This window comes from Streptomyces dengpaensis (assembly GCF_002946835.1).
Taxonomy (GTDB): Bacteria; Actinomycetota; Actinomycetes; order Streptomycetales; family Streptomycetaceae; genus Streptomyces; species Streptomyces dengpaensis.
Window position 1 is genome coordinate 6,347,415 of the sequence record NZ_CP026652.1, and the last position, 13,799, is coordinate 6,361,213.

The window sequence follows — 13,799 nt, forward strand, 5'->3', positions numbered from 1 at the left end:
GCCGAAGGTAAAACCGCCGGGTTCGTACGCATTTCATGCCGGGTTCGTAGGCATTTCAAGGGCGAGGTGACCCGTATTCAGGGCACGTTCACCCGTAGAGCGCGGTTCGCTGTACAGCGCCGCCAGCCGGGCCGCGTCCCGCGCGAAAAGGTGACGGAGCGCCGCCGGGGCGAGTATCTCCACATCCGGACCGAGTCCGGTGAGCTGGGTGTGCGCGACCTCCTCGGACTCGACGGGAAGCGTGACGGTCACCCAGCCCCTGCCGTCGGGGGCACCGGCCGCCTCCAGGGACTCTCTCGCGGACGCGGGATCAACGACGTACGGAAGTCGTCGTATGCCGTCCGGGGACAGCCGTACGACGACCTCGGCGCGCAGGATGGACCGCGCGAATTCCTCGGCCCGCTCCGCCCAGAACCCGGGCAGGTCGAATGCGCCGTCCCGGCGGAAGCGCTCCTCGCCGGCGTCGACCGCGCTGAACCGGTCGATCCGGTACACCCGGAAGGACCCCGCCTCCGGGACCCGCGCGCACAGGTACCAGACGCCCGCCTTGAGCACGAGCCCGTACGGCTCCAGTGTCCGCTCCACCTCCGTCTCGCCCCGTCGGTAGCGCGCGACGACCGGCCGGTCGTCCCACACCGCGTCCGCGACGGAGGGCAGCAGCTCGGGCGTCTCGGGCTCGCTGAACCAGGCGGGCGCGTCCAGATGGAAGCGCTGCGCCGCCGTCCGCGAGGCGTCGCGCACGGAGGGGAGGAGCGCCGCCGACACCTTCAGCCGGGCCGCCGACGCCGTGTCCTCCAGGCCCATTTCGCGCAGTGCCCCCGGTACGCCGCTCAGGAACAGTGCCTCGGCCTCACTGCGGGCCAGGCCGGTCAGCCGTGTCCTGTATCCGCCGATGAGCCGGTACCCCCCGGCCCGCCCGCGGTCCGCGTACACCGGAACGCCCGCTTCCGAGAGCGCCTGCGCGTCCCGCGTGATCGTCCGTTCGGACACCTCCAGCTCCGCCGCCAGTTCGGCGGCGGTCATGGAGGGCCGGGACTGAAGGAGCAGCACCATCTTGATGAGCCGGGCAGCGCGCATGACCTTCATGATGCCGGGGTGGGGGTGGGGTGGGTTTTTCGCCCCCTCCGCCCCTTCCCGTCCCGATCCCGGGGCTCCGCCCCAGACCCCGCTCCTCAAACGCCGGAGGGGCTATTTCTAGCCCGTCCGGCATTCGAGGACGAGGCCGTTCAGGCCGATGCGGGGGTCTGTGGGCGGCAGCCCCCAGGTACGGGACGGGTAGGGGCGGAGGGGGCGAAAAACCCCTGTCCCTACAGGCCGTAGCGCTCCCGCGCCTCCTTCACCGCCGACGCCTTGACCTCACCGCGGCGGGCGAGCTGCGCCAGTGCCGCGACGACGATCGACTGGGCGTCCACGCCGAAGTGGCGGCGGGCCGCCTCACGGGTGTCGGAGAGACCGAAGCCGTCGGCACCGAGCGAGGAGTAGTCCTGCTCGACCCACTGCGCGATCTGGTCCGGGACCTGGCGCATGTAGTCGGAGACCGCGAGAACCGGGCCCTCGGCGCCCTGCAGCGCCTGGCGGACGAACGGCACGCGCTCCTCGCCGCGCAGGAGGGCCGCGTCGGCCTCCAGCGCGTCGCGGCGCAGCTCCGTCCACGACGTCGCCGACCACACGTCCGCGGCCACGCCCCACTCCTCGGAGAGGAGCTTCTGCGCCTCCAGGACCCAGTGGATCGCCGTGCCGGAGCCGAGCAGCTGGATGCGGGGAGCGTTGGCGACCGGGGTGAGCCCCGCCGACTCGGCCGTGTTGAAGCGGTACAGGCCCTTGACGATGCCCTCGTCGATGCCGAGGCCGGCCGGCTTGGCGGGCTGCGGCATCGGCTCGTTGTAGACCGTCAGGTAGTAGAAGACGTTCGGGTCCTCGCCCGGGGCCGCCTCGCCGTACATCCGGCGCAGACCGTCCTTGACGATCGCGGAGATCTCGTACGCGAACGCCGGGTCGTACGTCAGCGCCGCCGGGTTGGTCGCCGCGATCACCGGCGAGTGGCCGTCCGCGTGCTGCAGACCCTCACCCGTCAGCGTCGTACGGCCGGCCGTGGCACCGACCAGGAAGCCGCGGCCGAGCTGGTCGCCGAGCTGCCACATCTGGTCGGCCGTGCGCTGCCAGCCGAACATCGAGTAGAAGATGTAGAAGGGGATCATCGCCTCGCCGTGCGTCGCGTACGACGTCGAAGCGGCGATGAAGTCGGCCATGGAACCGGCCTCGGTGATCCCCTCGTTGAGGATCTGGCCGTCCTTGGCCTCCCTGTAGTACATCAGCTGGTCGCGGTCGACCGGCTCGTACGTCTGGCCCTTGGGCGAGTAGATGCCGAGGGACGGGAAGAGCGACTCCATGCCGAAGGTGCGGGCCTCGTCGGGGACGATCGGCACCCAGCGCTTGCCGCTCTGCTTGTCGCGGACCAGGTCCTTGACCAGGCGGACGAACGCCATGGTCGTCGCTACGTTCTGCGAGCCGGAGCCCTTGTCGAAGGCGGCGAACGCCTTGTCGGCGGGGGCGGGCAGCGGGGCGAGCGCGTGCGTACGGCGGGCCGGGGCCGGGCCGCCGAGGGCCGCGCGGCGCTCCTGGAGGTAGTGGACCTCGGGGGAGTCGGCGCCCGGGTGGGCGTAGGGGACCACGCCGTCGGTGAACTGGCTGTCGGGGATGGGCAGTTCGAGCAGGTCGCGCATCGTCTTGAACTCGTCCACCGTCAGCTTCTTCATCTGGTGGTTGGCGTTCTTCGACGCGAAGCCCTTGCCGAGGGTGTGGCCCTTGACCGTCTGGGCCAGGATCACGGTCGGCGCGCCCTTGTGCGCGAGGGCCGCCTTGTAGGCCGCGTACACCTTGCGCGACTCGTGGCCGCCGCGGGAGCGGTGGAAGCACTCGAGGATCTTGTCGTCGCTCAGCAGCTTCGCCATCTCGGCGAGGGCCGGGTCGGCGCCGAAGAAGTCCTGGCGGATGTAGGCGGCGTCGCGGGTCTGGTACGTCTGCACCTGCGCGTCGGGCACCTCGCGCAGTCGGCGTACGAGCGCGCCCGTGGTGTCGAGCTGGAACAGCTCGTCCCAGGCCGAGCCCCACAGGCTCTTGACGACGTTCCAGCCGGCGCCGCGGAACTGGGCCTCCAGCTCCTGCACGATCTTGAAGTTGGCGCGGACCGGGCCGTCGAGGCGCTGCAGGTTGCAGTTGATGACGAAGGTCAGGTTGTCCAGACCCTCGCGGGAAGCCAGCGCGAGTGCGGCCGTCGACTCCGGCTCGTCCATCTCCCCGTCGCCGAGGAACGCCCACACGTGGGACTGCGAGACGTCCTTGATGCCGCGGTTGGTGAGATAGCGGTTGAAGCGCGCCTGGTAGATGGCGGAGAGCGGGCCGAGGCCCATCGACACCGTCGGGAACTCCCACAGCCAGGGCAGGCGCCGCGGGTGCGGGTATGACGGGAGGCCGTTGCCGCCCGCCTCCTGGCGGAAGTTGTCGAGGTGGCGCTCGCTGAGGCGTCCGTCGAGGAAGGCGCGGGCGTAGATGCCGGGGGAGGCGTGGCCCTGGATGTAGAGCTGGTCGCCGGACCCGTCGGCCTCCTTGCCCTTGAAGAAGTGATTGAAGCCGGTCTCGTAGAGCCAGGCGGCGGAGGCGAAGGTGGCGATGTGGCCGCCCACGCCGTATTTGCTGCCCCGGGTCACCATCGCGGCCGCGTTCCAGCGGTTCCAGGCGGTGATCCGGGCCTCCATCGCCTCGTCACCGTCCACGACGGGTTCGGCGGCGGTGGGGATGGTGTTGACGTAGTCGGTCTCAAGCAGCTTGGGCAGCGCGAGACCGTTGCCCTCGGCGCGTTCCAGCGTGCGGCGCATCAGGTACGCGGCACGGTGCGGCCCGGCCGCCTGGGTGACGGCGTCCAGGGAGGCCTGCCATTCGGCGGTCTCCTCCGGGTCACGGTCCGGGAGCTGGTCGAGCTCGCTCGGCTGGATTGCGGTGGGGTCGGTCATTGCGCCGCCTTCCGGATGCGGAGGGGGTTCCCTCGTCGGTAAGGGGTTTTCGGGGGTGCCCTTGGTCTTTGGCAGGACAGGGCGGCGGGCTCTGGTGCGGTGCCGATGTGCGGCTCCGCCACGCGGCCCGTCGGTGACTGTAACCCCCTGATCGATGATCGATCAAAGGGATGTGACGCAAAACCTCGCCAGTTCGCGAAAGTAGGCACCCGGTGCCTTCATGGCGGGCACCGGGTGCCTTGAAATCGAAGGTTTTCGCAGGTGGGGCGACGCTTGAGCGTGGGCCCGCTCCACTGCGTCGTTCCGCCGTGGCCGTCCGCTGTGGCCGTCCGTTCCGCTGCGCCGTCCCGTCGCGGTCCGCCTCGTAGCCGTCCCTCCCGTAGCGGTCCGTCCCGTCACGCGCGCGGGGCGCACCCGAGTACGTGGGCCTTCACGAGGTCGGCGATCCGCGGGTCCCGCCGCCGGAACGCGTCCACAAGCGCCTCGTGCTCCTCCGCGTACGACTGCTGCACGGTCCCCAGCCACCGGATGGACAGCGCCGTGAACACCTCGATGCCCAGGCCCTCCCAGGTGTGCAGCAGCACCGAGTTCCCCGCGGCCCGCACCAGTTCGCGGTGGAAGGCGACGGTGTGCCGGACCTGCGCGGTCCCGTCCGCCTTCCGGTCGGCCTCGTACAGCGCCGTGACGTGCGGCTCCAGGGCCGAGCAGTCCTCGGCCAGCCGCGCGGCCGCCAGCTCCGCCGCGATGGCCTCCAGACCGGCCCGTACGGGATAGCTCTCCTCCAGGTCGGCGGCCGTCAGGTTCCTGACGCGTACGCCCTTGTTCGGCGCCGACTCGATCAGCCGCAGGGACTCCAGCTCGCGCAGCGCCTCCCGCACCGGCGTCTGGCTGACCTCCAGTTCGGTCGCGATCCGCCGCTCCACGATCCGCTCGCCCGGCTTCCAGCGCCCGCTGACGATCCCCTCCACGATGTGCTCGCGGATCTGTTCGCGCAGCGAGTGGACGACGGGCGCGGTCATGAAGGCTCCTTTTAGGAGGGGCACGCGGGCCATGCGGGCGCCTAGGGCGTTTGACGTTTAGACAATAAGGCCGCGCCCGTTCCGGGGAGAGGCGCGCGGGGGCGCTTCCCGCAGGTGAGACGAGACTTACACGCCCCCAGGGCGGCCGCGTCGGCAAAGACCCGTACCGGGTGGTGCCCGGACGCGTCACGTCCGTGTCACCCGAGAACCCGCGCGTCCCGCACGGAGTGGTACGACGTCCTGAAGGCGTACCGCACACGGCACTTGACGACCGCGCAGCAGACGGAGATCCCCATCCCGTGGGTGGCACAAGCCGCACGAGACCACAGGCCCGGAAACACACCACCCCCGCCCGGAGTTCCGGACGGGGGCGGTGTGTGAAGCGGGTACGGGCTACAGGCCGAGCTCGACCTCGAACTCGCCCGCCTCCAGGATCGCCTTGACCGCGGTCAGGTAGCGGGCCGCGTCGGCGCCGTCCACCAGACGGTGGTCGTAGGAGAGGGTCAGGTACGTCATGTCGCGGACGCCGATGACCGTGCCCTCCTCCGTCTCGATGACGGCCGGGCGCTTGACCGTGGCGCCGATGCCCAGGATCGCGACCTGGTTCGGCGGCACGATGATCGTGTCGAAGAGCGCACCGCGCGAGCCGGTGTTGGAGATGGTGAAGGTCGCGCCGGACAGCTCGTCCGGGGTGATCTTGTTCGCCCGGACCTTGCCCGCGAGCTCGGCGGTGGCCTTGGCGATACCGGCGATGTTCAGGTCGCCCGCGTGCTTGATGACCGGGGTCATCAGGCCCTTCTCGGAGTCCACCGCGATACCGATGTTCTCGGTGTCGAAGTAGCTGATCGTGCCCTCGTCCACGTTGATCCGGGCGTTGACGACCGGGTGGGCCTTCAGCGCCTGGGCCGCCGCCTTCACGAAGAACGGCATCGGGGAGAGCTTGACGCCCTCGCGCGCGGCGAACGAGTCCTTGGCCTGGGCGCGCAGGCGCATCAGGCGGGTCACGTCGACCTCGACGACCGAGGACAGCTGGGCCTGCTCGTGCAGGGCCTTGACCATGTTGTCGCCGATGACCTTGCGGATGCGCGGCATCTTGACGGTCTGGCCACGCAGCGGGGAGACCTCGAGGACCGGGGTCTTCCGCGCGGCGGCGGCCGGAACGGCGGCGGCCGGAGCCGGAGCGGCGGCCTTCGCTGCCTCGGCGGCGGCGAGGACGTCCTGCTTGCGGATACGGCCGCCGACGCCGGTGCCCTTGACGGTGGCCAGGTCGACGCCGTGGTCCGCGGCGAGCTTGCGCACCAGCGGGGTCACGTACGCGCCCTCGTCGGTGGGCTGCGCGGCGGCGGGCGCCGGAGCCGGGGTGACCGGGGCGGGCGCGGCCGGCGCGGGAGCCGGAGCGGCGGGGGCGACCGGGGCCGCAGGGGCGGCCGGAGCCGGAGCAACGGGGGCCGGGGCCGGAGCGGCAGGCGCGGCCGGGGCGGCGGGCGCCGGGGCCGGAGCAGCCGGAGCCGCGGGCGCGGCGGCGGCCGGAGCGGCACCCGGGGCGCCGATGACGGCCAGTTTGGCGCCGACCTCCGCGGTCTCGTCCTCGCCGACGACGATCTCCAGCAGGACGCCGGCGGCCGGCGACGGGATCTCGGTGTCGACCTTGTCCGTGGAGACCTCGAGCAGCGGCTCGTCCTCCGCGACCTCCTCGCCCACCTCCTTCAGCCAGCGGGTGACGGTGCCCTCGGTGACCGACTCGCCCAGCGCGGGCAGGACGACGTCGGTACCGGCGGCGCCACCGGCCGGGGCGGCGGCAGCGGGGGCCGGGGCGGGGGCGGCCGGAGCCGCGGGGGCCGCGGCGACCGGGGCCGGAGCGGCCGGGGCCGGGGCAGCCGGAGCGGCCACGGTCTCGGCGGCGGGGGCCGGGGCGGCAGCGGGCGCGCCCGTGCCGTCGTCGATGACGGCGAGCTCGGCGCCGACCTCGACGGTCTCGTCCTCGGCGACCTTGATGGACGCCAGGATGCCGGCGGCGGGGGAGGGGATCTCGGTGTCGACCTTGTCGGTCGACACCTCGAGCAGCGGCTCGTCGGCCTCGACGCGCTCGCCCTCGGCCTTCAGCCAGCGAGTGACAGTGCCCTCGGTGACGCTCTCACCGAGCGCCGGAAGGGATACGGAAACCGCCATGGTTTCTGTTGCTCCTTACAAATGGTGCGGAAGTCTGTGGTCGTCGTCGCGCCCAGGTGCGACGCGGTGACTGAAGCCAGCCGGGGGCTGGATCAGTCGTGCGAGTGCAGCGGCTTGCCCGCGAGGGCCAGGTGGGCCTCGCCGAGCGCCTCGCTCTGCGTCGGGTGGGCGTGGATGAGCTGGGCGACCTCGGCGGGCAGCGCCTCCCAGTTGTAGATCAGCTGGGCCTCGCCGACCTGCTCGCCCATACGGTCACCGACCATGTGGACGCCGACCACGGCGCCGTCCTTGACCTGGACGAGCTTGATCTCGCCCGCGGTGTTCAGGATCTTGCTCTTGCCGTTGCCCGCGAGGTTGTACTTCAGAGCGACGACCTTGTCCGCGCCGTAGATCTCCTTGGCCTTGGCCTCGGTGATGCCCACGGAGGCGACCTCGGGGTGGCAGTACGTCACCCGGGGCACGCCGTCGTAGTCGATCGGAACGGTCTTCAGACCGGCCAGACGCTCCGCCACCAGGATGCCCTCGGCGAAGCCGACGTGCGCGAGCTGGAGCGTCGGGACCAGGTCACCGACGGCGGAGATGGTGGGTACGTTCGTGCGCATGTACTCGTCGACCAGGACGTAGCCGCGGTCCATCGCGACGCCCTGCTCCTCGTAGCCGAGACCGGCGGAGACCGGGCCGCGGCCGACGGCGACGAGCAGCACCTCGGCCTCGAACTCCTTGCCGTCGGCGAGGGTGACCTTGACACCGTTCTGGGTGTACTCGGCCTTCGAGAAGAAGGTGCCCAGGTTGAACTTGATGCCGCGCTTGCGGAACGCGCGCTCAAGAAGCTTGGAGGAGTTCTCGTCCTCGACCGGGACGAGGTGCTTGAGGCCCTCGATCACCGTCACGTCGGTGCCGAAGGACTTCCACGCCGAGGCGAACTCGACGCCGATGACGCCGCCGCCGAGGACGATCGCGGACTGCGGGACGCGGTCCAGGACCAGCGCATGGTCCGAGGAGATGATGCGGTTGCCGTCGATCTCCAGGCCGGGCAGCGACTTCGGCACGGAGCCGGTCGCCAGCAGTACGTGGCGGCCCTGGATGCGCTGGCCGTTCACGTCGACGGAGGTGGGGGAGGACAGCCGGCCCTCACCCTCGATGTACGTCACCTTGCGGGACGCGATGAGACCCTGCAGGCCCTTGTACAGGCCCGAGATGACGCCGTCCTTGTACTTGTGGACGGCCGGGATGTCGATGCCCTCGAAGGTGGCCGTGACACCGAACTGCTCGCTCTCGCGGGCCTGGTCGGCGACCTCGCCCGCGTGCAGCAGGGCCTTGGTGGGGATGCACCCACGGTGCAGGCAGGTACCGCCGACCTTGTCCTTCTCGATCAGGGCGACGTCCAGGCCCAGCTGCGCTCCGCGCAGCGCCGCGGCGTAACCGCCGCTACCGCCGCCGAGGATCACTAGGTCGAAAACGGTGCTGGCGTCGTTCGCCACGTCACGTCCTCCATGCATGTGCGCCACGCCGGTCTGCGGTGACCGGTCGGCGGCTGGTGTCCGGCCGCTCTTCTTCGGCCCTGTGGTGGGGGCCCTGTCCTGCCGAGAACCCATCTTTGCACTTGTCGGGGGCGTTCGAGACGCCGGGCCGGTGTGTGAGACGTCGCACTGTCCGTGTGACGATGGACGCGACGACGGACAGAACGGCCCCGGGCGGTGGACGCCCGGGGCCGTTCTGCGCGGAACGCGTGGGCGTCAGCCCAGGTCACCCGCCGCCGTCAGCTCGGCGAGCCGGACAAGGGTGCGGACCGCCGACCCCGTGCCGCCCTTGGGGGTGTAGCCGAACGGGCCGGTCTCGTTGTAGGCCGGGCCGGCGATGTCGAGGTGGGCCCAGGTGATGCCCTCGCCGACGAACTCCTTCAGGAACAGACCGGCGACCAGGCCGCCGCCCATGCGCTCGCCCATGTTGGCGATGTCGGCGGTGGGGGAGTCCATGCCCTTGCGCAGGTGCTCGGGCAGCGGCATCGGCCAGGAAGGCTCGCCGACCTCCTCCGCGGCCTCGACGATCGCGGTGCGGAACGCGTCGTTGTTGGCCATGACGCCGAAGTGGCGGTGGCCGAGCGCCAGCACCATCGCGCCGGTCAGCGTCGCCACGTCGACGATCGCGTCCGGCTTCTCCTCCGACGCCTTCCACAGCGCGTCGCCGAGGACCAGCCGGCCCTCGGCGTCTGTGTTGAGGACCTCGACGGTCTTGCCGCTGTACATGCGCAGCACGTCACCTGGGCGCGTCGCGGAACCGGAGGGCATGTTCTCGGCCAGCGCGAGCCAGCCGGTGACGTTGACCTCCAGGCCGAGGCGCGCGGCGGCGACCACGGCGGCGAAGACCGCCGCCGCGCCGCTCATGTCGCACTTCATCGTCTCGTTGTGCCCGGCGGGCTTCAGCGAGATGCCGCCCGAGTCGTAGGTGATGCCCTTGCCGACGAAGGCGAGGTGCTTCTTGGCCTTCGGGGAGGTGTACGACAGCTTCACCAGGCGGGGACCGGCGGCCGAGCCGGCGCCGACGCCGAGGATGCCGCCGTAGCCGCCCTTCTCGAGGGCCTTCTCGTCGAGCACCTGCACCTTGATGCCGTGCTCCTTGCCGGCCGCGGTGGCGACGGCGGCGAAGGACTCCGGGTTGAGGTCGTTCGGCGGGGTGTTGATGAGGTCGCGGGCGCGGTTGAGCTCCTCGGTCACGGCGGTGGCGCGCTCGATGGCCGCCTTGTACGCCGCGTCGCGGGGCTTGCCGCCGAGCAGCACGACCTCGCCGAGCGGGGCCTTGCCGTTCTTGGCGTCCTTGCCGTTCTCCTTGTAGGCGTCGAAGGAGTACGCGCCCAGGGACGCGCCCTCGGCGACGGCACCGGCGTCGGCGGCGTCGGCGATCGGCAGGGCGAAGGCGGCCTTCTTGGCACCCGCGAGCGCGCGGGCCGCGACACCGGCCGCGCGGCGCAGCGCCTCGGCGTCGAACGTGTCGTCCTCCTCCGGGACCGCTCCCAGGCCGACGGCCACGACAACGGGGGCCTTGAAACCGGACGGTGCGGGCAGCTTCGTCACCTCGCCCTCGGCCCCGGAGGCGCCGAGGGTTTCCAGGATTCCGGCGAGCCCGCTGTCGTACGCCTTGTCCACGGCCTCCGCGCCCGGTGCGACGACCGGGCCCTTGGGGCCCTTCGCGACACCGACGACGATCGCGTCGGCCCGCAGACCGGACGCTGCGGCGGTGCTGAGAGTGAGAGCAGTCACGGTGGTGAAATCTCGCTTCCGTTGAAGTCGCTGTGGCCGAATGGGGTGGGTCGACCGGGCCCGACGGCTGACCCTAAGCGACCCCGAGGAAGTTCAGGCACGCACCCACGCCGCCCGGCACGCACTCTCGCCGCACCGGGCGAAGGCCCAAGTAGCTCCGCTACGAGGACCTTCGCCCGGCACGCCGAGAGCACGCACCGAACGACGCGGGAACGCACCCGCACTTCCCCGGCGCCGCTTAGATCCGGCCTGCGGGGGCGGTCCCTACAGGGGTAAGCGTCCGTGAGGCCGCCTAGGTAAGTACCCGGGACGAGCCTACGCTCGGGGCCGCGTTTCGCTCATGCCCGCGCGTGTTCACCGCGCGGTGGCGTCGTGTTCCCTGACCTTCACCTGAGCCCGAGGCCAGGTGACCGCCGTGCCGGACAGGGAACGGCGGCTGCGGGAGAGCACGTTTGTTCTGCGGCGATCGTTTCGGCGACGAGCGCTTCAGCCCAGGGAGAGGACCACGAGCGCCGTCGTCGCCGCCGTCTCCGCGAGGCCGCCGAACACGTCGCCCGTGACCCCGCCGAAGCGGCGCGTGCAGTGGCGCAGCAGCAGTTCGGCGACGGCGCAGGCGGCGACGACGGCCACCGCGCCGCGCACCATGTCGTACGTCCCGACGAGCGCGCCCCCGCCCGCCGCCGCGCCGACGACGGCCGCCGCCACCAGCAGCGCGCCGCGCACCGGCACCGTCCCCGCGACCGCCGCGCCCAGACCTTCGGGGCGGGCCGGCGGCACCCCGGCGCGGGCGGCCAGGGTGAGGGCGAGGCGGGCGGCGGTCGCCGAGACGAGGGCCGCGAACGCACCCCGGGCCCACGAGGTGTCGTACGCCTGGAAGAGCGCGGCCACCTGGGCGAGCAGGACGAACAGCAGGGTGATCACACCGAACGGGCCGATGTCCGACTGCTTCATGATCCGCAGCGCGTCCTCGGCGGGCTTGCCGCTGCCGAGGCCGTCCGCGGTGTCGGCGAGGCCGTCGAGGTGCAGGCCCCGGGTGAGCGCGGCCGGTACGGCGGCGGTGGCCACGGCCGCGAGCAGCGGGCCCGCGCCCATCGCGAGCAGCGCCACGCCCACGAGGGCCGCGCCCGCCCCGACCACGAGCCCGGCCACGGGCGCGCACAGCATCCCGCCGCGCGCGGCTGCGCGGTCCCAGCGGGTCACCTTCACGGGGAGCACGGTGAGGGTGCCGAAGGCGAAGCGGAGGCCGTCGGGGAGGGGGGTCTTGGACACCGGCGCAGGTTATCCGTCCGTAGGACGAGTGCGGACGGCGGCCATGGACAAAGGGCGAGCGTGGACGGCGGCCGCGGATAAAGTTCGCATATGGGGCAATGGTTGTACCGGAACATCGTCGAGCCGGGAAAGCTGCCGCTGCTGCTGGCTCTCGCGTCCTTCGTGCTGACCTTCGTGATCACACGCGTCGTCGTCCGGCTCATCCGCGCGGGCAAGGGCCCTTTCGGCAACGTGAAGGCCGGCGGCCTGCACATCCACCACGTCGTCCCCGGGGTCGTCCTGACCGTGATCGGCGGCTTCGGGGCGGTGGGCAGCGGCCGGTACGGGTTCGGAGCGGCGCTCAGCGCCGTGCTGTTCGGGATCGGCGTCGGTCTGGTGCTCGACGAGTTCGCGCTGATCCTGCACCTCGACGATGTCTACTGGACGGAGGCGGGCCGCCGGAGCGTCGAGGTCGTGGTGGTCACGGCGGCCCTCGTCGGCCTTGTCCTCGGCGGCTTCTCGCCGTTCGGCGTGAACGACCTCAGCGATCAGGAACTGCAGGATCGCGGCACCGTGATCCTCACCGTCGCCGCGAACTTCCTCCTGGCGCTGCTCGCCCTGAGCAAAGGCAAGGCGCTCACGGCGGTCTTCGGGGTGATCGTTCCGTTCCTCGCGCTGATCGGCGCGATCCGGCTGGCCCGGCCCGGCTCGCCCTGGGCCAAGCGCTTCTACCGCCGGCGCCCGCGCGCCCGGGCCAGGTCGAGCCTGCGCGCCTACCGCCACGACCGCCGCTGGGCGGGCCCCAGCCGCAGGTTTCAGGACTGGATCGGCGGCAAACCGGACGACGAGCTCGCCCGGTCCCTGCCCCAGCGGCGGTGACGTACCTCCGAGACGCTTTGGCCCGGCCGCCGTTCGAGGGCGAAGCCGTCCAGGCGGATATGCCCTCCCGCCTACTCCTCCTGGCCGGAGGGCTCGTCGGCCGGTGCCTCCGGCAGGTCCGCGGCGAGGGCGGCCGCCGCCTGGACCAGGGGGAGGGCCAGCAGAGCCCCCGCACCCTCGCCGACCGTCACCCCGTGGTCGAGGAGCGGTTCGAGGGCCATCCGGTCCAGCGCCTTCGCCTGAGCCGGTTCCCCGCTGCTCTGCCCGGCCAGCCACCAGTCCGGCGCCCGGAAGGCGACCCGCTGCCCGACGAGGGCGCACGCGGCCGAGACCACCCCGTCGAGGATGACGGGCGTCTTCCGTACCGCGCACTGCAACAGGAACCCGGTCATCGCCGCGAGATCGGCCCCGCCGACCGTCGCCAGCAGTTGCAGCTGATCCCCGAGCACGGGCCGGGCCCGCCGCAAGGCGTCCCGTACGGCGGCGCACTTGCGCATCCACGCGAGGTCGTCGATGGCCCGCCCGCCACGCCCGGTGACGACGGACGCGTCGGTCCCGCACAGCGCGGCGACCAGCACCGCGGCCGCCGTGGTTCCGCCGACGCTGACATCGCCGAGCACCACCAGATCGGTACCGGAGTCCGCCTCTTCGTCCGCGACCGCGACACCCACGCGGAACGCGGCCTCCGCCTCCTCCAGGGTCAGCGCGTCCTCGACGTCGATACGTCCCGAACCGCGCCGCACCCGGTGCCGTACGACCTCGTCGGGCAGCTCCTCCGGCGCGCAGTCCAGCGCCATGTCGACGACGCGCACCGGCACGCCGAGGCGCCGGGCGAGAATCGCCGCCGGGGAGGCGCCCTCCAGGACGGCCCGCACCAACTGGCCGGCGCTGCCCGCGGGCCGCGCCGACACGCCGAGTTCGGCGACCCCGTGGTCGCCCGCGAACAGCACCACACGCGGGTGCTCGATCGGCCGCACCGGCACCGCGGACTGCGCCGCCGCCAGCCACTCGCCGAGGTCGTCGAGGCGGCCCAGTGACCCGGGCGGCACGATCTGGCGCTCCCGGCGCGCCTCGGCGTCCCGGCGCACCCCTCCGTCGGGGCGCTCGATCAGATCGGTGAAGTCGTCGAGATTAAGCGAGCTCATTCGCCGAACAGTACCGGCAGCGATCGAACACGGCCGTGCCACGTCATTGCACCCCGGATAGCCCAGAGATAC

General features: G+C 71.9%; 9 protein-coding genes. 1 reads left to right on the forward strand and 8 read right to left on the reverse strand.

Going from position 1 to position 13,799, the window contains the following annotated elements; genetic code table 11:
- Positions 1–33: 33 nt before the first annotated feature.
- The 7 genes from C4B68_RS29265 to C4B68_RS29300 all read right to left on the reverse strand — a co-directional run bounded on the left by C4B68_RS29265 (position 34) and on the right by C4B68_RS29300 (position 11,724).
- The gene (locus C4B68_RS29265; RefSeq protein WP_099500897.1) at positions 34–1,077 is read right to left on the reverse strand and encodes a helix-turn-helix transcriptional regulator; all 1,044 of its coding nucleotides are present in this window, start codon (positions 1,075–1,077) and stop codon (positions 34–36) included.
- Positions 1,078–1,307: 230 nt separating this feature from the next.
- A complete protein-coding gene (aceE, locus tag C4B68_RS29270) occupies positions 1,308–4,010 on the reverse strand; it encodes a pyruvate dehydrogenase (acetyl-transferring), homodimeric type (protein WP_099500898.1) in 2,703 nt (900 codons plus the stop codon).
- A 395-nt stretch (positions 4,011–4,405) separates the two neighbouring features.
- A complete protein-coding gene (locus C4B68_RS29275; RefSeq protein ID WP_099500899.1) occupies positions 4,406–5,029 on the reverse strand; it encodes a GntR family transcriptional regulator in 624 nt (207 codons plus the stop codon).
- 393 nt (positions 5,030–5,422) lie between these two features.
- The gene (gene sucB / locus C4B68_RS29280) at positions 5,423–7,198 is read right to left on the reverse strand and encodes a 2-oxoglutarate dehydrogenase, E2 component, dihydrolipoamide succinyltransferase (protein ID WP_099500900.1); all 1,776 of its coding nucleotides are present in this window, start codon (positions 7,196–7,198) and stop codon (positions 5,423–5,425) included.
- Positions 7,199–7,290: 92 nt separating this feature from the next.
- Entirely contained in the window at positions 7,291–8,679 is a 1,389-nt protein-coding gene (gene lpdA / locus C4B68_RS29285) for a dihydrolipoyl dehydrogenase (protein WP_099500901.1), read from the reverse strand.
- Positions 8,680–8,934: 255 nt separating this feature from the next.
- Positions 8,935–10,455 (reverse strand): leucyl aminopeptidase, encoded by a 1,521-nt coding sequence (locus C4B68_RS29290; protein WP_099500902.1) that lies wholly within the window; start codon positions 10,453–10,455, stop codon positions 8,935–8,937.
- Positions 10,456–10,941: 486 nt separating this feature from the next.
- The gene (locus C4B68_RS29300) at positions 10,942–11,724 is read right to left on the reverse strand and encodes an adenosylcobinamide-GDP ribazoletransferase (protein WP_099500903.1); all 783 of its coding nucleotides are present in this window, start codon (positions 11,722–11,724) and stop codon (positions 10,942–10,944) included.
- A 90-nt stretch (positions 11,725–11,814) separates the two neighbouring features.
- Here C4B68_RS29300 and C4B68_RS29305 point away from each other — a divergent pair, with 90 nt between their 5' ends.
- Positions 11,815–12,582 (forward strand): hypothetical protein, encoded by a 768-nt coding sequence (locus C4B68_RS29305; RefSeq protein ID WP_099500904.1) that lies wholly within the window; start codon positions 11,815–11,817, stop codon positions 12,580–12,582.
- A gap of 71 nt (positions 12,583–12,653) precedes the next feature.
- On the opposite strand, the gene cobT is transcribed toward C4B68_RS29305, so the two are convergent.
- Positions 12,654–13,727: a nicotinate-nucleotide--dimethylbenzimidazole phosphoribosyltransferase gene (gene cobT / locus C4B68_RS29310; protein WP_099500905.1), complete on the reverse strand. Its 1,074-nt coding sequence runs from the start codon at positions 13,725–13,727 to the stop codon at positions 12,654–12,656.
- Positions 13,728–13,799 lie beyond the last annotated feature (72 nt).